The organism is Wenzhouxiangella sp. XN24 (assembly GCF_011064545.1).
GTDB lineage: Bacteria > Pseudomonadota > Gammaproteobacteria > Steroidobacterales > XN24 > XN24.
In genome coordinates this window covers 49,893-68,234 of the sequence record NZ_JAAMFG010000026.1, presented here as the reverse complement: position 1 = coordinate 68,234, position 18,342 = coordinate 49,893, and the positions used below count along the sequence as shown (strand labels likewise).

Annotated in this window: 14 protein-coding genes; 5 read left to right on the top strand and 9 right to left on the bottom strand. The window is 64.8% G+C overall.

Annotated elements, in window-relative coordinates; translation table 11 throughout:
• The first annotated feature begins 125 nt into the window (after nt 1–125).
• On the top strand, nt 126–659 hold the full coding sequence (locus tag G6032_RS03160; RefSeq protein WP_165280688.1) for a hypothetical protein: 534 nt from the start codon (nt 126–128) through the stop codon (nt 657–659).
• Here G6032_RS03160 and G6032_RS03155 read toward each other — a convergent pair.
• From G6032_RS03155 to G6032_RS03135, 5 genes are all read right to left on the bottom strand, one after another.
• Nucleotides 656–2,959 carry an endonuclease/exonuclease/phosphatase family protein gene (locus G6032_RS03155; RefSeq protein ID WP_206211778.1) on the bottom strand — a complete coding sequence of 768 codons (2,304 nt, stop codon included), beginning with the start codon at nt 2,957–2,959 and terminating at the stop codon, nt 656–658. The two genes, G6032_RS03160 and G6032_RS03155, sit on opposite strands and share 4 nt — an antisense overlap.
• 154 nt (nt 2,960–3,113) lie before the next feature.
• On the bottom strand, nt 3,114–4,400 hold the full coding sequence (locus G6032_RS03150) for a glycosyltransferase (RefSeq protein ID WP_165280686.1): 1,287 nt from the start codon (nt 4,398–4,400) through the stop codon (nt 3,114–3,116).
• Nucleotides 4,397–6,649 carry a hypothetical protein gene (locus G6032_RS03145; RefSeq protein WP_165280685.1) on the bottom strand — a complete coding sequence of 751 codons (2,253 nt, stop codon included), beginning with the start codon at nt 6,647–6,649 and terminating at the stop codon, nt 4,397–4,399. The genes G6032_RS03150 and G6032_RS03145 overlap by 4 nt, the downstream gene beginning before the upstream one ends.
• A complete protein-coding gene (locus G6032_RS03140; protein WP_240901938.1) occupies nt 6,646–7,353 on the bottom strand; it encodes a TVP38/TMEM64 family protein in 708 nt (235 codons plus the stop codon). Before G6032_RS03140 ends, G6032_RS03145 begins: the two co-directional genes overlap by 4 nt.
• A gap of 124 nt (nt 7,354–7,477) precedes the next feature.
• Nucleotides 7,478–8,611, bottom strand: a complete 1,134-nt coding sequence (locus G6032_RS03135; RefSeq protein WP_165280683.1) for an AI-2E family transporter — start codon at nt 8,609–8,611, stop codon at nt 7,478–7,480.
• A 181-nt stretch (nt 8,612–8,792) separates the two neighbouring features.
• Here G6032_RS03135 and G6032_RS03130 point away from each other — a divergent pair, with 181 nt between their 5' ends.
• On the top strand, nt 8,793–9,752 hold the full coding sequence (locus G6032_RS03130) for an SLAC1 anion channel family protein (RefSeq protein ID WP_165280682.1): 960 nt from the start codon (nt 8,793–8,795) through the stop codon (nt 9,750–9,752).
• A 309-nt stretch (nt 9,753–10,061) separates the two neighbouring features.
• A complete protein-coding gene (locus G6032_RS03125; protein ID WP_165280681.1) occupies nt 10,062–10,538 on the top strand; it encodes a hypothetical protein in 477 nt (158 codons plus the stop codon).
• Between the two features lie 19 nt (nt 10,539–10,557).
• Here G6032_RS03125 and G6032_RS03120 read toward each other — a convergent pair whose 3' ends face one another.
• Complete coding sequence (locus G6032_RS03120) at nt 10,558–11,142, bottom strand: class GN sortase (protein ID WP_165280680.1); 585 nt, start codon at nt 11,140–11,142, stop codon at nt 10,558–10,560.
• Nucleotides 11,139–13,226, bottom strand: coding sequence for a VIT domain-containing protein (locus tag G6032_RS03115; RefSeq protein ID WP_165280679.1), 2,088 nt, complete (start codon nt 13,224–13,226; stop codon nt 11,139–11,141). Before G6032_RS03115 ends, G6032_RS03120 begins: the two co-directional genes overlap by 4 nt.
• Nucleotides 13,227–13,448: 222 nt before the next feature.
• Here G6032_RS03115 and G6032_RS03110 point away from each other — a divergent pair, with 222 nt between their 5' ends.
• Both G6032_RS03110 and G6032_RS03105 read left to right on the top strand, forming a co-directional pair.
• Entirely contained in the window at nt 13,449–14,753 is a 1,305-nt protein-coding gene (locus G6032_RS03110) for a D-alanine--D-alanine ligase (RefSeq protein ID WP_165280678.1), read from the top strand.
• Entirely contained in the window at nt 14,750–16,777 is a 2,028-nt protein-coding gene (locus tag G6032_RS03105; protein ID WP_165280677.1) for a CocE/NonD family hydrolase, read from the top strand. Before G6032_RS03110 ends, G6032_RS03105 begins: the two co-directional genes overlap by 4 nt.
• 5 nt (nt 16,778–16,782) lie before the next feature.
• Here G6032_RS03105 and G6032_RS03100 read toward each other — a convergent pair whose 3' ends face one another.
• On the bottom strand, nt 16,783–17,523 hold the full coding sequence (locus G6032_RS03100; RefSeq protein ID WP_165280676.1) for a ZIP family metal transporter: 741 nt from the start codon (nt 17,521–17,523) through the stop codon (nt 16,783–16,785).
• Nucleotides 17,524–17,552: 29 nt separating this feature from the next.
• Nucleotides 17,553–18,251, bottom strand: coding sequence for a ZIP family metal transporter (locus tag G6032_RS03095; protein WP_240901936.1), 699 nt, complete (start codon nt 18,249–18,251; stop codon nt 17,553–17,555).
• Nucleotides 18,252–18,342 lie beyond the last annotated feature (91 nt).

Here is an 18,342-nt window from a genome sequence, read left to right as displayed (position 1 = left end):
GCATGGCGGCAGGGCTGTTCCTTTGCTACGTTTTGTACAGACGTCTCGTTCGATAGAGCTGTCTTTACCTGACGGCAGGCCGCCGCAACGAGCCCGATCGGCAGCGGCCGCGACTGGAGCCCGGAATGAAGCACGCGCCTGGACTCACCGGAGAGCGCTCCGACCACAAGGTGGCGGGGATATTTTCCGATCGGGACGCGGCCGGACGCGCCGCCGAGGAACTGCGTGACCTGCTGGCGTTGCAGGCGTCTCAGCTGGAAGTTCTCTATCCGGGTGTCGAAGGGGTGAACAGGGCGCTCGAACCCGAGGAGGCCGGAATCTTTCGCACGATCCTGCGCACACATGCCTGGCTGGGGCTGGCAGGAGCCGTGGCAGGCATCGTGGTGTTCGGCCTGCTGTATGCGCTCGGCTTGCCGCTGGTGCTGCGCTCCGCCTGGCCTGCGGCACTCGTGCTGGTGTTTTTCGGCGCCATTGCCGGCATGCTGCTGGGTGGGTTGGTGTCTTTGCGTCCCGATCACGACCCCTACATCAGCCGCGTGCGTGCGGGTCTGGAGGCCGGGGCCTCTGCGGTCGTTGTCCACGCATTCGACCTGGCCCAGCGCAGCAAAGCCGAGGAAGCGCTCCAGGCCCGGGGCGCGGACACGATCCACACCCTTTAGCTGTCGCCGGCCGGCAGCTCGTCGCGATCCAGCCGGAGTTCGGCCAGTAGCGGCAGGTGATCGGAGGCGACACGCACCAGTTCAGAGTCCGGCACGTCTATGCGGTCCACGATGAGTCCGGCGCCGATGAACACGTGATCGATTCTCATGCTTGGGAAGCGGCTGGAGAACGTGCCGCGCGGTCGATGCTCTGGTGCTTCGTCCTGGACGTCCCTCATGCGCCGTGCGAGGCGCCGATGAGTGCGAGAGCGCGGCATGGCATTCAGGTCGCCGCAGAAGATCACCGGATCCCGGCACGCTTCGTGACCGAGCCATTCCTCGCCCAATAGCGCATCCACCTGCGCCAGGCGCTCTCGCCGTGACAGGCCGAGATGCGTATTGATCACCTGGATCTCCGTTCCGCAGTGCTCTATGGCAACCCACAACGCACCCCGTGGTTCCAGTCCCGGCTTGTCGGCGAGGCCCGGCAGCGCGCCGGCCTTCACCAGTCGCATGGGCAGGTGGCTCAGTACGGCATCGCCATACAGCTCTTCTTCCAGGTGCATCGCCGGATGAAAATGAAAGTCCATCTCAAGGTAGCGGGCGATCTCGTGCGCCTGGTCGATACCGCGAGTGCGGCTGCGCCCGACATCGAGTTCCTGGAGCGCCACGATGTCCGGGCTGAAGCGCGAGATGACGCGAGCGATCCGCTGGGCATCGAGCTTGCCGTCCATGCCGATGCAGCTATGGACGTTGTAGGTCATAAGCCGGAGGGTGCGTCCGTCATCCGCCTGGCGTTGTGCCGGGCCGTCGGCAAGCCGGCTTTCCGAGCGGCCGAGATGACGCAGCGCGGCCTGGCGAAGATCCAGGGGTCGCAGGTAGCCGGATGTGTGATCCGCCGCGGGCACGTCGTCCGGCAACAATGCGAAACCGTGGGTTTCGTCGGGTGCCACGCCCGCATGCGCACCACTTTCCTCGGCGAAAGACAGCGGGTTGAGCGTCTTGCGCCAACCGAGAAGAACCAGGTCGCCGGCATCCGCGTGATGGCAGAGCTGCACGAGATCAGGGCCGATCGAATCGATGAAAGGATGGTCCTCTCCGAACAGTAGGGCTGCTTCGCGCGGCAATTCGAACTCCCCTTGGCTCGTGATCGCATGGACACTGTCCGGACCACTCTTCTCGATAACCACGGGGACCCGGTGCTCGACGGCCAACGCGCGACTGATGGCGAGACGCTGGGCCGCATCCGTGTCGGGCGGGAAATAGACATGTCCCACGGGGCCGAGGCAGGCTACGAGCAGCTCATGGCCGACCCCCGTGCCGTCGTCGTGATTCGAAAGGCGCGAGAAGATCCGTTGCAGGCGATGTCCACCGAGCAGCCGGGCACGTTGGGCCACGGCGGGCTTGTCGTCTGCCTGCTTGTGCGGGTCGGCCAGCCCGGCATTCGAGAACGCCCGGGAGACGGCGTTCTCGAGCGTATATCCTTGCGCTTGATGGTACGGCACTGCGGCCGACTGGCCATGGTCCGAGTAGATCCACAAATCGTAATGGCGCCACTCGGCCCGGTTGGTGGCCCGCCACAGGCGGGCGATGGCATCGTCGATGCCTTTCAATGTCCAGTGGGCGAAAAGCGATCGAGGTCCACGGCGATGCGACTGCTCGTCGTAGCCAAGGAGGTTGATATGCACCACCGGCAGGCCGCGACTGATATCTATTTTGCCCCCGATGACACAGAACTCGCGTAACAACACCGAAATCGCGACGCGCGTCGGCACGAATTTCAGCTCCTTGATCAGGTCCTGGCCGCCGACGACACCGCGCACGAAATCGTAGAGGGCGAGGCCGATCTCGAAGACCAGGAGCACGCTGACGCGCACGAAACTGTAGAGGTGACTCAGAATGAACGTCAGCAGCACCACGGGGTTCGCGGCCCGGAGCATTGCGCCCCAGCCCATCGAGGACGGACAGAAGTGTGGTTCAGCAGCCCCCCCCCGATAGTTGTTCGAGTAGCCGCTGCCGTCTTTGAGCAACGGCTCATGACCCGTCTCGGCCAGCCTCGCTTCCACGCGCTCCGCTGCGTCGGCGTCATACATGCGCACCATGCGGCCAGTTTCATGATCGCGAAAAGCGAACGCGGGAACGGCCGTCTTGACCCCGTAGAACAGCTCGCCCTGCACGGCGGGTGTGGCGGACGGCAGGCCGGAATAATGGGAGTGGAGGTGGTAGTGCTCGCGGCCCAGCAGGCGACTGAGGAACGGCATCTCCCCGCGTTCGAGTGCACGCTCGAGTTGCCGCCGCCCGAGGCCGTCGATCTGGATCATCAGCAATCCGGGTCGGGTGGGAGACCCCCGGGAGGCGGGAAGTCGCAACAACCGCGATAGCCACAGGCTGCGGCTCAGGTTGCGTCTCAGGCGGCGAAAAAAAACCTCGATCCGGGTCAGCATGGGTGTGCGGCTCCGTGCAATACGAAGCGCCTCAGGATTCGCGTTCGCTGAACAGGCGGGTGCCGAGCGCGGCGTCGCTCGCCACCGCCACGTTCTTCAAAAGTTCCCATTCCGTCTTGATTGCAGCCATGGCTTCCCGCCAGGGGGTTTCGTCCGGGATTGCTCCCTCAGGCCTCTGCCGGAGCAGCGATTCATAACACGCCAACGCGCTGTCCGCCGAGCGGGGGAGCGAGAAATCGTTGGCCGTGGCGAGGGCACCTCGCTTGAGTTCCTGGAATTGCCCGGCCGACAATGACCGCGCCCAGTGCAGCGCGGCGGCGAATTCTTCCGGCGTCCCGTCGCGTAGCAGCAGGCCATTGTTCCGGTCACGGACGACCTCCCTGACACCGGACGCGTCGAGCGCGATGACGGGCAGCCCGGCTGCCATGGCCTCGGTGAGCACCATGCCCTGGGTCTCGCTGTGCGAGGTGAACGCAAATACATCCATCGCGTGCAAGGCGTCTGCGAGCGCCTGTTTTTCGAGTACCCCGACGATGCTGAGCCGGTCTGCGAGGCCGGCCTCGCTGAACAATGCCCGAATGGTGGCTTCCGACGGGCCGGCACCGACGACCAGGAACATGGCGTCGTGATGGTCCGAGAGGAACCGGATGACGGCCCGGGCCAGGAACTCCAGGTTCTTCTCCGGGGCCAGGCGCCCGAGGTGTCCGACGACGAACGCGTCACCAGGGATATCGTGGGCCGCACGGAACGCGGACCGGTCCCCGTGGGCGAAACGCTCCGGCTGGACACCGGTCGGCACGACTTCGATCGGCGTGCCAACGCCGCGTTCCCGGAGTATGTCCCGGATGCTCTCGCTCGGCGCGAAAACCTGGTCGCAGAGATTCGCGTATCGGGTCGCCAGCTCGATGGTGAAGCGCTTCAATGCGGGCGAGTCGCCCGGCACGTAGTGCGTGTATTGCTCGTAGAGCGTGTGATGGGTGAACACCAGCGGCAGCCTGCGGTGCCGGGCGAGGCGCATCGCGGTGGAGCCCAGCAGGAAAGGATGCTGGGAGTGCACGATATCCGGATCGAAATCATCGACCTGTTCACTCAGGCTCGGATGCAATGGCAGGACGACGGAGAAATCGCTGGCATTGAAATTCTGGATCGCCGGGATCCGGATCACGTCGATCTCGTCTTCCTGCATATGGGGAAACTCCGGCGCGAGCACCAGCACGCGGTGTCCGCGTCGCCGATACTCCGCCGTGAATGCCTCCACGGATCGCGCCACGCCGCCGACATGGGGCGTGAAGGTGTTGGTGGCGATGAGAATGTTCATGGCGATGCTTCCGTAGGGTTCAACAGCAGGTCGCCGCTTTCACCGGATGTCGTGACCGCTTCGAAGCCGGGAAGGCGGATCTCGAGCGGGGGTGGCGGGCCGCGCCATTCGGCGCGCCATTCGATGCGTGTCTCGCCGCCGGGCCGGGGGCGTATCGAGAGCGACACCGGGCCGAACGACGTCGGCGCCGGACCGAAGCGGATCGGCTGTCCAGCGGCCAGCCAGCGGGCGGGGATGCCTGCGCCCAGGACGAGGGAATGGCCTTCCTCGCGCACGAAACAGTTGCGCAACATCAGCACCCATTCAGCGGCGGCCCACACATGATGTCCGTCACCCATGCAACCGCCGCCGGTGGCCGGGTGAATGGCCTCCGGCCACTGGCCTGTCGGGGAAGCGATGTCGGCCACGGTATCCATCAGTTCCAGGTAACGCGGGTCGCCGGCCCGGAGCAGCACCTGGGCCACGTGCAGGGTGAGATACGCGTTCAGCCCGGAATGGATCATGTCCTGGTAGAAAGCGCCCTTGACGAAGCAGCGATGGAGGAGGAATTCCGCGCTGTCGAGCAGCCGTGGATCCCGTGCGGGCCCGAGTTGCAGCGGATAGCCGAGGGCGAGCGAGCCGATCGCGCCGGCGTCCAGGCGACGGTAAGGCGAGGCCGGCATGGCCGGGCGCTTGAGGCGGGTGGCGCAACCGGCCAGGCTTCGATCCACCGCAGCGGAAAAGGCTTCCGCCGCCTGGCCGAACTCGAGGGCCTGGCCGGGATCGGAGTTGGCAAATAGCGCCGCCGCAGATTCGAGACCCGCGATGCCCCAGAAATCGTCCCAGAAATAATAGTCGTTCGGGCCGAGATGTTCGGCACTGAATCCGGGGGGCAGCAAGCCGGCATGAGGCGCATCGAGCGAGTCGTCGAGACGTTTGCGAATGATCCAGCGCGCCCCCCGCTGCAGCGGTCCGTGCCACTGCGACGGCAGGTCGCGACCCGTGAGTTCCGTGTAACGCCGCAGGATCCACAGTACCTCGCCGTTGGCATCCCATTCGCCTTCCTGGGAGCGGAAGTATCCCAGCGGGGTCTGGCGTTCCGGGAAACGCTTCAAGGCGCGTTCGGCGCGATCCGTGAGGCCTGCGCACAGCAGCGCATGGATGATGAATGCCGCGTCCCGGAACCAGAATCGCTTGTAGGTGTACGGCCCGGGATAGACGTCGTCAGGCGAGTGCAGCACCAGCGACGTGACGGCAGCGTCATACAGGAACTGGTATCGCGGCTCCGGGCACTCGAGGCGGCAGCGATGCCGACAGGTGTGCTGCCATGCCTCGGCATCAAGGCTTGTGGCCTGGTCCTGCGGCAACACCATGCTGGCGGTGATCTCGGCGGCTTCGCCGGCCTTGACCGGGAAAAGAGCTGCGGCCGTGGCGAGCCCGACGTCGCACCGTACCTCCGTCTGCTCCTCCCGATCCTGCAGGTGAATATGGACGTCCCCGTTCCCGTAGTCGGATACGTGGTGCTGTTCAGCAGGTTGACTGAAGCGCACCTCGGGTGCGTCATCGACCTGCCAGCCATCTCGATCCGCCAGCAGACGCACCTCGTTGATGAAGCTCACGCCCTCCGGGTTCTGGGGACGCAGGGCCAGGACGACCCAGCCGTCGCTGTCGCTGCGGGCGGTCAGGCGAAGCTTGCATACGGGAGAACCGGCGTCGAGTTCGACCCAGGCACGGCTGGTCAACGCCATCCCCGGCTCCCCGGTTTCGGTCGTGATGGTCGGCTGCGGCGTGAGGTCCTGGTATTGACGGCACGTTGCCGCGCGCGACGGCAAGAGGCAGCGCCCATCCTCGGTCAGCAGCCAGCCATCCAGCGAGAACCCATCGAGCTGCGGCGTAAGCAGGCCGCGCGGATCGACGATCGGGAGTTCGTCTACGTCCGGATAACCGATGGCCGTCCAGTTGCGATGCGTCAGGTTGACGTGGGTGATGGAAAAGGCCCGCGGGATGAACGCAGGATCCCGCGGGTCGAACTGCCGTTCCACCCAGTACGGCCACACCCAGTCGAGGTTGTGTTGAATGACACGGCTGTTGATCAGGCCCCGGGCATGAAAGACCACGCCGGCGCGCAACAACTCGATTGGCTCGCCCACTTCCGAGGGCTGTGCGAAGCCGTGCAGCCGAGACAGCAGGGCGATGGGATCGAGGAATCCCTGGCGGCGGGCGACATGGCGGATCACGAAGCGCCACGGGAGCCATTTCATCCAGGTCATTGTGACACCTGTTCCTGCATTGAATCGTCCGTATCGCCCTGGGTATATCGCGCCAGTGCGCGTCGCGCGATCCGGTTCAGATAGATGACGGCAATGACGGTGGCGATGAATCCCAGCAGGTACACCAGCCACTGGAAGGGTGAGCGGTTCATGCCGTCCGTGCCGAGCGCGGCCAGGTCGGACGCGATCGAGCCGAGATAGACGTTGTGGACCGAGAAGGGGATGAAACCAAGCAGGGAACCCAGCGTGAAATGGCCCAGCCGCACCGGCGTCAAGCCGAAGAAATAATTTGCCAGCTTGCTCGGGAAGAAAGGCACGAGGCGCGTCAGCAGGACGATCTTCCAGCCTTCCGAACGCAGTTCTTCCTGCACCAGGTGTAAGCGAGCGTGGGACAGCACGAAGTTCCTTGCGCGTTGCCCGAAAGCGTGGCGCGCAATCAGAAAAGCCACCATTGCGCCGAGCGTCGTTCCCAGCACGACGTAGAGCGAACCTTCCACTACACCGAAGACGAAGCCGGCCCCGGTCGTGAACAGCACCCCGGGCAGCAACAGGACGACCACGCCCACCATCACGACGATGAACAGCACCGCCGCCCAGGCACCCTGCTGCTCGAACCATTGCAGCAGTTGTCGCACCTGGTCGTCCGCATCCAGGTAGAACAGCACGGCCAGCAGCGCCGCGACAAACAGGATTCCGGCGCCCATCGCCCACAGCGGCGACCGTGCCGTTCCTCGCGGCATTGGACGGGAAGGTTCACTCATCTCGCTATGAGTCTAGCCAATGATGAGCGCCGGCACCGGGCTCAGAGTGGAGCGGGCCGGGAGAACGCTATTCGAGGTCGGAGGACGGGGGCTTTGAGGACGTATCGGCCCCCGAGGCCCCTGTGCCGGGTGGTGGCGACGCGGTCTTCGCCCGCCCATATAGCGTACTGTCGGCATAGCGCTGGTGCACGTAACGCAACAGCACCATCACCACCGCGGCCACCGGCAGCGCCATCAGGACGCCGAGAAAGCCGAACAGGTGGCCGCCGGCCATGATCGCGAAAATCACGGCGACCGGGTGCAGCCCGATCCGGTCCCCGACGAGCAGCGGCGTCAGCAGGAAGCTCTCCACGGCCTGGCCCGTGCCGAATACCGCAAGCACGAGTGCGACGTGCCACCAGTCGCCGAACTGGACCAGCGCCGCGACCAGGCCGGCGGCAACCCCTACGATCGCGCCGAGATAGGGAATGAAGCTCACGATGCCGGCCGTCATGCCGATCAGCAACGCCAGTTCGATGCCCACCAGGGACAGGCCCACGGAATAAATCGCACCCAGCGAGAGCATGACCAGCAGCTGGCCGCGCAGGAACGCCGACAACACGGCGTCGGATTCACTCGCGAGGCGGCTGACGGTGGGCTCGATCGCGCGCGGCAGCAGAGCCCGCAAGCGCTCCACGAGCGTGTCCCAGTCACGCAACAGGTAGAACGTGACGACGGGAATCAGCAACAGGTTCGTGAACCACACGACGACGGTCATGCCGGAACGGGACACCTGGCCGACGATGGTGCTGGCGAGTCCTCCCGCCTGCTGCCAGTGACCCTTCAGCAGTTCGACCGCACGTGAGCCATCGAACCCAGCCGTGGCCACGCCGAAGCGGGTCTCGATCCAGGGCAGAAGCGTCTCGCGGACCCAGTCGAGGTAAGCAGGCAGCCGCTCGACCAGGCGACTGACCTGGCGTTCCACCATGGGAATCAGCATCACCACGAGAAGCAGGACACCCAGCGTCATGAACAGAAAGACCAGCGCCACGGCCAGGGTGCGGGATACGCGTTTACCCTGCAGGCGATCGGCCATCGGGTCGCCGAGATACGCGAGCAACGCGGCGACGGCGAATGGGGTGAGTACCGGCGCGAGAAGGTACAAGAGGCCGCCGATCAATGCCGTCAGGGCGAGTAATTGCCATTTCTGCGTGTCGTTCACGGGGATTTCCCTGGTCGTTTTCGAGGGCTGAAGCGCGCCGGATCGCGGCCCAGTATGCGTCGTCGCGATGAGCCGAGTAAATCCTTGCAGACAAGTCAGCGGGAGAGCAGCGTATGCAGCGGGAGCGGCGAGTGGCAGAATGCGTCCTCGTCCTCTTCGGGACGAGTCCGGAGATGATTCGATGCCGCCGGCCCGGGAAAAGCTGCGTTACTTCCATATTTCGTTTTTCGCCACGGTGATGGGCATGGCCGGCCTGGCACTGAGCTGGCGCCGCGCACACGAGGCGCTCGCGATGCCGGCGCTGGCCGGGCAAGCGCTCACCGTGCTCAGCATCATGATGTTTATCGCCGTGTCGATCCTTTACGGAATCAAGCTCGTGCGTTACCGGGCGGAGGTCCTCGAGGAATGGCATCACCCGATCAAGCTGAGTTTTTTCCCAGCCTTCTCGATCAGCCTGCTGCTGATCGCGATGCTGATGCTCGATCTCTCCCCCGTGGTGTCACGGATCCTCTGGGTGAGCGGAGCGGCCGTGCACCTGCTCCTGACGGTCTATGTGCTCACGCAGTGGATGCACCAGACCCACTTCACCATTGAGCACAGTACGCCGGCCTGGTTCATCCCGGTCGTCGGCAATATTCTCGTTCCGATCGCCGGGGTGCAGCACGGCTTCGTCGAGGCTTCCTGGTTCTATTTCTCCATCGGGCTGGTCTACTGGCTCGTGTTGCAGGTGCTGATATTCAACCGGGTGATATTCCATGACCCGATGCCCGCCAAGCTGCTGCCGACCCTGTTCATCCTCGTTGCACCGCCGGCCGTCGGTTTTCTCTCATATATTCAACTCGCCGGCGCGCTCGACGGTGTTGCGCGGATTTTGTACTTCAACGCCGCTTTCCTCGTGATCCTGCTCCTGACCCAGTTCCGGCGTTTCCTCAGCGCCAGGTTCTACCTGTCGTGGTGGGCCTATTCCTTCCCGCTGGCCGCCTTTTCGATCGCCAGCCAGGTCTATTTCCAGCTTACGGAAAACCTGTTTTTCCTGTGGGTCGCCTACGGGTCGCTGCTGCTGGCCACGGTGGTGATCGGCTTGCTTGCGCTGCGGACCGTTAAAGAAATGGCCAACGGCAGCATTTTCGAACCGGATTGAGATCATCGGCCGGCCACATGATGTACCTGCAGGAGCCCTCCCTGGAACAATATCGCGCGGACCTGGCCAAGTTCATTCGCGATAACGACCGCCTTTGACATGGGAATGTCCCGCCCGGCTTGAAGTAATTCTTGCCATGGCAGAAGAAGAAACTTCCACTCCGTACGCTCGCGAGGCGTACGCCGGGGAGGCCTCGAAGCCTAGTGCTGCGCGGCCGGCTGCTGGCATGCTTCGTGCAACGATCGGTTAAGCGCTGTCTGCAGCGCGCGTCGTCCATGGTGACGGCGGCAAGCCACATCGGAGCACGATATGAACACGCCAAGACAATCGACTACGTTTCCACGCTGGCTGGTGCTGGCCATCGGGGTGACCGCCATGATGTCCGGGACGGGCGCAACGGCCGGTCAGCATGAGGCCGTTTCCCCGGAGCAGCGGGAAGAACTCCAGAAGCGGGAACAGGCTGCCGAAGATCCCGAAGCGCTGGCCGAGGAAGCCGAGGACGCCGGGGAGGCGAAGCCGCAGGAGTCCTGGATCAGCGGTTTGCCCACGCGTGACCAGGATTGGGAGGATACCGATAAGATCGATGAAGCCGCTGCGGAACGGGCCGGCCGCCAGCGTGCCGCCCGCCAGGAAGAAGACGCGGCTTCCGATATCGAACCCGTGCCTGACGAAACCGTCGAGCAGATCATCGAGACACGGCGTGAAGGCGCAAGCGGTTCCGGCCCGGCTCAAGAAGAGGCCGATAACGATGAGGACGACGCCGACGGACCCCCCGACCGTTCCTGACGCATCGTGCGGGCGACGGCTAGAGTTCGCCGGACGATTCCGCCGTGACGACGAAACGCAGCGGGCCTGAAGGGTCCACCGCATCGAAGGGATAGCAGGTCACCAGCAGCAGCATTGGCTGGTCGGCGTCCAGCCGGATGCGCCATCGCCTGCTGTCCACGATATCCAGCGCGCGGACGGTGAACCGGGCCTGGCGGCCATCGACGCGTTCGACAAGGAGGGTGTCACCGAGACTGACACCGGCAAGCGGCGCGAAGTGCGTGTCGCGATGCCCGGCGAAGATGCTGTTGCCCGGCTCACCCGGCCGGACGCTGGACGGGTCATGGGTCGGCCCGAACGCAAGGTTGCGCCCGCTGGCGCCCGACAGGACGACGAGCGGATCGGCGGTCCCGGGCAGATGCAGCCGCGCGACAGGTTCGGTATCCGCCCAGGGCCACGGACGCGGGGCGGGTTCGCCGGCGACGGCCCGGTCGAACGCGTCGACGATGAGGCGCTGCGCCAGCCATGCCTTGGCATGGATCCAGCCGGCCTGGCCGATGCAGAGCGCGCCGATGATGCACAGCGCTGCAGGCAGCACAACGGTGCGCGACGGTCCGCGGGTCATGGCCGACGCGCCGGATGTCCCTCTTGGGAAAGTCGCTGGCGATGCGCCAGGCGCCTCAGAACCGACATCCCCGCGCCGAACAACAGCGCCAGCGCGCCGACCCACGCCAGCAAGGGTGCCGGGCTCGCCGTCGGGGCGAACCCGGCCGAACGGGCCCATGGCGTGCCGGCCGGCGCAGCCGTGCGGACCTGCTCCGTGGCGCCGGCGGCCCCGCCGGGACGCACCGGCGTGCGGTCCACCGCCACCAGGCTCGTCAACTCGCTCACCAACCCGTAATCGAGCGACAACGCAAGAATCCGCTCATCGAGGGCCTCGCGCGCCTCGGCGTCCCGGCTCAACCGCTTGCGTCGCGATAACGCCCCGATGCGTTCCCTGGCCCACAATTTCGCAATACCGGTTTCTCCCTCGAGGACGACGATCGGCACCTGGCGAACCCAGTGACCGGTCGCATCCCGGCCCGCGAGTGTCAGGCCGCTGGGTGGCGTGTCGCCGTCCAGGCGAATGGCCACCATGAGCGGGTCGCCGGCGTACAGGTCGAGCGGCAACGGGGCCGCGAGGTCCGGCTGCGCGCCGTCCGGCCAGTGCAGTTCGAGGTCGAGCAGGGCGGGTCGCTCGAGCTTGCGGAACAGGTCCGCCATGCGCTCGTCGACGCGTTCCGCCGCGGCGATGAAGGTCGGACTCCCGCGCCCGACTGCCGCCGCCTCGGCCAGGAACCAGGCGTTGGGCGCGGCGCCGATGCCCAGCGTGAATAATCGGGCGGCGCCGAGCCGGCTGTCGATCAGTTCTATCAGTTCGGCTTCGTTGCCCACGCTGCCGTCGGTGATGAACACGATTTGCCGCAGTCGTTCATCCCGGGACGGTGCGTCGAGCGCCAGCGCCAGTGCGCCGTGCATCCGGGTTCCGCCGTCGGCGCGCAGCGAGTGCACGAAGCGCTGCGCAGTGGCACGAGCCAAAGGGTCCGCGGCCTGGGGCGCCGCGAACAGGGCGCTTGCGTCATCGGAAAAGCGGATGATGTTGAAGCGATCGTCGGCGCCGAGCCTGGCGATGGCGAGCTGCAATGCAGTCTTGGCCTGCCGCAGCGGGTCGCCGCCCATGGAGCCCGAGGTGTCGATGATGAAAATCACTTCCCGCGGCGGCGCAGGCTGCGCGGCGGTGTCGGGTGGCATCAGGGTGACCAGGGCGTGGGTGGCGGCGTCTTTCGTTGCGGTGAAAGCCGTGGCGACCGTATCGGCAACTTGCTGCGGGGTCCAGCTCAACTCGAAATCACGATCCATGGCCGCCCGGCTCGAAACCACGCGTCGATCGGTCTCGGAGCGGTATCTGGTGGCCGTCAAGGCATGATGATGGCTGTCCAGCGACGCGAGCGGGAAACCGGGCCGCAGGTCGATCTCGATGTCCGCGCGCGGGACGGTGCCGCTGGAAGCGACGCTTTCGGGCGTCGCTTCCAGCGCGCCTCCCGGAACGAAACGGGGCGTGATGGCCAAAGGCAGCTTGAGGGTATAGCGCCCGTCGCGAAACGGGATGATCTCCAGGTACGCGATCCGCACCGTGATCTCGCTGCGGGGGGCGATGTTCGCCACCGAGGTCATGAACATGTTCGGTCGATCCTGCGCCACGAGGCTCGCCTGCCGGCCGCTCCGGCGTGCCTTTTCGTAATGCGCAAGCGCCGTCTCCCTCGGCTGGATCTCGCCGCGGATGATGCGTTCCCCGAAATGCATCGTCAGCCGGTCGACCGCCGCGCTGGACGCGAGCGGATAGACGTACAGACCCTCCATCCACTCGTCGGACGGGTTCCGGAATCGCTGCGTGATCTCCACCCGCGCGGTACTGCCGGTCACCCGGACCTGTATTCCGGTCATGACGCTGAGACCGGCGATGACGTCCGCCTCTGGCGAGGGTCGCAGCCAGAGGCTGCCCGCGTTCGCTTCCCGCGGGTCGTGTATCGGGGCAAGGGTCGCCCCGGTCGCATCCGCGTCCCCGGGAAACCACACGATCCCGGGCAACAGCAACACGACGAAGGCAAGGGCTTGTCGACACGTGGTGCGCCACGAAGGGCGGACGGCGGCGGCGCTGGTCTGTTGCATTGGGCTGGTCTCCGCATGAGTGGATGCAGAGACAGTTAACGCCTTGAATCCGGCGCGATTGCGTGCGGGTCAGGGCAAATTCGGGAGCGATTGTGGCGAAATCGGGCAGGATCCGCGGGGCGGCGCTGCCGATGCAAACGACTATAGTTTTGATAGGGGCGGGCGCGGCAACGGCCGCATGCGACTGCCGCCGGCCCGCGCGGCGAGGCAAGGGAGCCCAGGATGAAAAACATCATGGTGATGGCCCTCGAGCCATTCAATCTCGAGCTGTTGCGAACCATAAAAGGGGATGACTATCGCTTTCATGCTTTGTTCGACCATGATGAAGTGGTACACAGCCCGGAAGAGGGTTATCCCTCGCTGGACATCCTGGTGGAGCGCGCGCTGACGCTTTTCGAACAGCAGAGCGAAGGCGTCGATGCGGTCATCGGCTACTGGGATTTCCCGACCAGCGTCGTGGTGCCGATGATCCAGCGGCGCCTGGGCATGCCGGGCGCCAGCCTCGAGGCGGTGGCCCGCTGCGAGCACAAGTACTGGTCAAGACGAGTGCAACGAGAGGTGATCCCGGAACACCTGCCGCGCTTCCAGGCCATCGATCCCTTCGCCGACGACCCGGTCGGGGATATCGAGATCGCCTACCCGTTCTGGATCAAGCCGGTGAAGGCGCATTCCTCGTTCCTCGGCTTCCATATCGACGGCCCGGAGACATTACGCGAGCACCTGCCGCGAATTCGCGACAATATCGGACTGCTGGGTGAGCGCTTCAATGAATTTCTCGCACATGTCGAACAACCACCCGAGGTCGCGCCCATCGACGGCAATCACTGCATTGCAGAGGAAATCATTGCGGCAGGGCACCAGTGCACGGTCGAGGGTTACTGCTGGCAGGGAGAGGTCGAGTTCCTTGGCATCGTGGACTCGGTCCGCTCCGGCCGCCACCGTTCCAGCTTCACGCGTTACCAGTATCCGTCGCATCTGCCACAGGAGGTGCAAAAACGCATGGCAGACGTCTCCCGACGGGTGATGCAACGGTTTGACTACGATGGCGCCGCGTTCAACATCGAGTATTTCTGGGACCCGGAGCGCGATAGTATTCGGTTGCTCGAAATAAACTCCCGGATTTCCAAGTCGCATTCGCCGCTCTTTTTGATGGTCGATGGTGCGACCAACCAGCAGGCCATATTGCATCTCGCGCTCGGCCGCCGGCCGGAGATGCCCTTCCGTGAAGGCCCCCACAAGGTGGCCGGCAAGTTCATGCTGCGCTATTTCGAAGACGGGATCCTCGAGCGGGTACCGACGGACGCGGATATCGCGCGCCTGCGTGAACGATTCCCGGAATCCCGGATCCGTCTCGTGGCAGAGCAGGGGGATCGGCTCGGCGAGCTGAAACTGCAGGACAGCTACAGCTACGAGGTCGCGGAGATTTTCCTCGGTGCAGGCAGTGAGGAGGACCTGCTGGAGAGGTATCGCGAGGCCTGTGAGATCCTGGATTTCCGGGTGCGTCCGATCGAGGACGTCAAGCCATGAGAATCGTCGAAAAGCTTCCTTACACAATACGGGAAGAAGCGAATGCATGGATCCCCATGCCGGATGGAACGCAGCTCGCGGCCCGCATCTGGCGCGCGCAGACGGGGACGCCCGTGCCCGCGATCGTCGAGTACATTCCTTATCGGAAACGCTTCGGTACGGCAGTTCGGGACGAGATCATGCATCGTTTCCTGGCGGGCCACGGCTATGCCTGCGTACGCGTAGATTTACGGGGCAGCGGCGAGTCGGGCGGAGTCCTGGAGGACGAGTACCTGGAACAAGAACTCGAAGATGGTTGCACGGTGCTGCGCTGGCTGGCGGCCCAGCCATGGTGCAGCGGCCGGATCGGCATGATGGGCAAGTCGTGGGGCGGGTTCAACAGCCTGCAGATCGCAGCTTTGCAGCCGCCGGAGCTTGCGGCGGTCGTCGCGGTATGCGCCTCGGATGACCGCTACGCGGACGATGTTCATCACATGGGAGGGTGCCTGCTCGGCGATAATATTTCGTGGGCATCGGTGATGTTCGCCTATAACTCCATGCCGCCGGATCCGGCGCTGGTCGGCGATGACTGGCGCCCGATGTGGTTCGAGCGCCTGCGCGGTAGCGGCTTGTGGCTCGAACAATGGCTCCGTCACCAGCGCCGCGACGCCTACTGGCGGCATGCTTCGGTGTGCAATGACTACGGGGCGATCCGCTGCCCGGTCTACGCCGTCAGCGGCTGGGCCGACGGCTATTCCAATGCGGTCCTGCGGTTGATGGAGAAGCTGCCAGGTCCCCGCAAGGGCCTGATCGGGCCATGGAGCCACAAGTATCCCCACGAGGGGATTCCCGGACCGGCGATCGGCTTCCTGCAGGAACTGCTGCGCTGGTGGGACCATTGGCTGAAGGACGAGCAGACCGGGATCATGGATGAACCCATGTTGCGCGTCTGGATGCAGGACAGCGTTCCGCCTACGACATTCTACAACGAGCGTCCGGGCCGCTGGGTCGCCGAATCGACCTGGCCCGGGCCGAACGTCCGGGCGAGGCGCTACGGCCTTTCGCGCAATCGATTGTTGTCTCCCGGTGAGCCGCCGACGGCCGGGGTCCATAGCCTGCGCTCCCCGCTTACCGTAGGACTGTTCGCGGGCAAGTGGTGCTCTTATGCGGCCGGCCCGGACCTGGCTCATGATCAACGGCAAGAGGACGGCGGCGCACTGGTATTCCAGGGCGACCCGCTGCCGGCGCGCCTCGAGATACTGGGCACGCCGTACGTCGAACTGGACATCAGCGTGGATCGCCCCGTAGCAATGATCGCGGCGCGGCTTTCGGACGTTGCGGAGGATGATAAAGCGACCCGGGTGACGTTCGGCTTGCTGAACCTGACTCACAGGGATGGCAGCGATCAACCCCAAGCGATGGTGCCGGGCAAGCGCTATCGCGTGATTGTGCGGATGAACGGCATCGCCCATGTGTTCCCGCCGGGGCATCGCCTGCGCCTGTCCCTGTCGACCTCGTACTGGCCGATGGCCTGGGTGCCGCCGGAACCTGTGCGCCTCGAGGTGTATACGGCCGGCAGCACGCTCGTCTTGCCGGAGCGGCCGCCGCAGTCCGCGGATGCCGGGTTACGGCCGTTCGAGGCACCGCTCGGCGCGCCGGCGCCAAGGTGCACGCGGCTTGAGGTCCCGCACGACACCTGGCAGGTCCATCGTGACCTGGCGCGTGACGAGTCGACACTCGAAGTCGTCAATGATCGGGGCCGATTCCGGCTCGACGACATCGACCTGGAAGTGCAGGCACTTAGCGTCGAGCGCTACACCTCCGTAGCGGACGACTTCAACTCCGTCCGCGCGGAAGTCCGTTGGGAGCGCAGCCTGGCGCGGGGACCATGGCGGGTTCGTACGGTGACGAGGACAGTGCTCACGTCCACGCCCACGATGTTTCACCTGCATGCCAACCTCGATGCCTACCAGCAATTCGCGGAAGGCGAGCGACGTGTTTATTGCCGCGACTGGGATGTCGACATACCTCGGGATCTGGTGTAAGGGTTTCATGCCTCGATGAGAGTCAACAACCCGTAGACCGCGATGCTGAGGAGTGCGCCGGCGCCGAACCATACCGGCTGCCGATGACGTCTCGCCATCGGTATCAGTTCGTGGACAGAAACAAAAACCATCGCGCCCGCGGCGAAGGCCATGAAATGGCTGTTCAGGGCCGGCGCCAGGGCGACAGCGACCAGGCCGATGGCGGCGCCGAGCGGTTCGGCAAGAGCGGAGAGGCCGGCCGCCGCATACATCAGGCGCTTGCGCCCGAGCATCACCGCTGGAACCGCCATGGCGAATTCCTCCGGGATGTTGTGCAAGGCGATCGCAAGCGCCAGCATGATGCCGAGCTCGGGAGAGGCGATATAGCCATTGGCCATCGCGAAACCCTCGGGAAAGTCATGCAGCACCAGGCCGAAGGCGACGAGATACACGGTTCGCACGAGCCGCGGGTTCCCTCGACCTCGCTCGTCGGTCAGGTGTCGATGCGGGATCAGCAGGTGCGCGGACCAGATGATCGCGATCCCGGCGAGAAAACTCGGTGCGACGGAGCCCAGCCCGGCCCGGGAAATCGCTTCGGGGGCGAGCTCGAGCAGCGAAATCAGCAGCATGATGCCGACGGAAAAACCGATGCCGACTGCGATCGCATGGCCGTTGTTGCGTAGTTTCAACGCCAGCAATACCCCGATCCACGTCGTCAGCAGGGACAACGAAGCGAGGCCCATCACTGCCAGGTATTCGGTCTTCATGCGGGGTTGATGAGTTGCACGAGCGTTCCTCAAGCCTTCGACAGGACGATCAGGATCGCGACGAGCATTCCGCCGCCGAACGCCAGCAGGCTTTGTCCTTTGCGCTCCTGCTCGGCGTGGGGTAGCAGGTGGCTGGCGCCCACGTACAGCAGGGCGCCCGCGGAAATGGCCAGGAGCGTTCCCAGCATTGGGGTATTGATCCGGCTGACGAAAGGATAGGACAGCAGCATCCCCGCAGGGGTGCTCGCTGCCGCCGCCATGAAGGCGAGCACCATGGCACGGCGTTCCGAAAAGCCGCCCCGCAGGAGGAAGAGGTAAGTGACCAACCCCTCGGGAAACTCGTGCAAAACCATCCCGATGGTCGCCAGGTAGCCCGTAAAGAGGCTGACCGAGAAGGTGATCGAATAAATGAAACCGTCGACGAAGGAGTGGATGCCAATGCCGATCATCGGGATCAGGCCGATCACATAGCTCTTGTTTTCCGGATCGCGTTCGCAGAGAAACCCCGTGGCAATGCGATTGAACAGCAGCAATGCCACGAAGCCTGCAAGCCAGCCAGCGGGGGCGGCTGCGACCATGCCCAGCGACTCCGGCACCAGATGCAGGAGTGACGCGGAGATCAGCAGGCCGGCCGCGAAGTTCATGAAATGCGGCGTGTTCCGCTGTCCCCAGCCGGCGAATCGGCGGATCGTGAAAATCCCCAACGCCGTGACCAGCGCCGCGAGCATACTCGTGCCGAGCGCCGCCCAGAAAACATTGTCCATCGTCCGCGTCCTCCTGCCTCCCAAGCATGGTCAAGAAGCCGTCGTCCTGCCACTT

Coding starts and splice junctions, on each gene's coding strand:
- G6032_RS03160 (WP_165280688.1), top strand. CDS start 126: ATGAAGCACGCGCCTGGACTCACCGGAGAGCGCTCCGACCACAAGGTG.
- G6032_RS03130 (WP_165280682.1), top strand. CDS start 8,793: ATGCCGCCGGCCCGGGAAAAGCTGCGTTACTTCCATATTTCGTTTTTC.
- G6032_RS03120 (WP_165280680.1), bottom strand. CDS start 11,142: ATGACCCGCGGACCGTCGCGCACCGTTGTGCTGCCTGCAGCGCTGTGC.
- G6032_RS03145 (WP_165280685.1), bottom strand. CDS start 6,649: ATGACCTGGATGAAATGGCTCCCGTGGCGCTTCGTGATCCGCCATGTC.
- G6032_RS03110 (WP_165280678.1), top strand. CDS start 13,449: ATGAAAAACATCATGGTGATGGCCCTCGAGCCATTCAATCTCGAGCTG.
- G6032_RS03105 (WP_165280677.1), top strand. CDS start 14,750: ATGAGAATCGTCGAAAAGCTTCCTTACACAATACGGGAAGAAGCGAAT.
- G6032_RS03155 (WP_206211778.1), bottom strand. CDS start 2,959: ATGATCCAGATCGACGGCCTCGGGCGGCGGCAACTCGAGCGTGCACTC.
- G6032_RS03100 (WP_165280676.1), bottom strand. CDS start 17,523: ATGAAGACCGAATACCTGGCAGTGATGGGCCTCGCTTCGTTGTCCCTG.
- G6032_RS03140 (WP_240901938.1), bottom strand. CDS start 7,353: ATGGGCGCCGGAATCCTGTTTGTCGCGGCGCTGCTGGCCGTGCTGTTC.
- G6032_RS03095 (WP_240901936.1), bottom strand. CDS start 18,251: ATGCTCGCGGCGCTGGTCACGGCGTTGGGGATTTTCACGATCCGCCGA.
- G6032_RS03115 (WP_165280679.1), bottom strand. CDS start 13,226: ATGCAACAGACCAGCGCCGCCGCCGTCCGCCCTTCGTGGCGCACCACG.
- G6032_RS03125 (WP_165280681.1), top strand. CDS start 10,062: ATGAACACGCCAAGACAATCGACTACGTTTCCACGCTGGCTGGTGCTG.
- G6032_RS03150 (WP_165280686.1), bottom strand. CDS start 4,400: ATGAACATTCTCATCGCCACCAACACCTTCACGCCCCATGTCGGCGGC.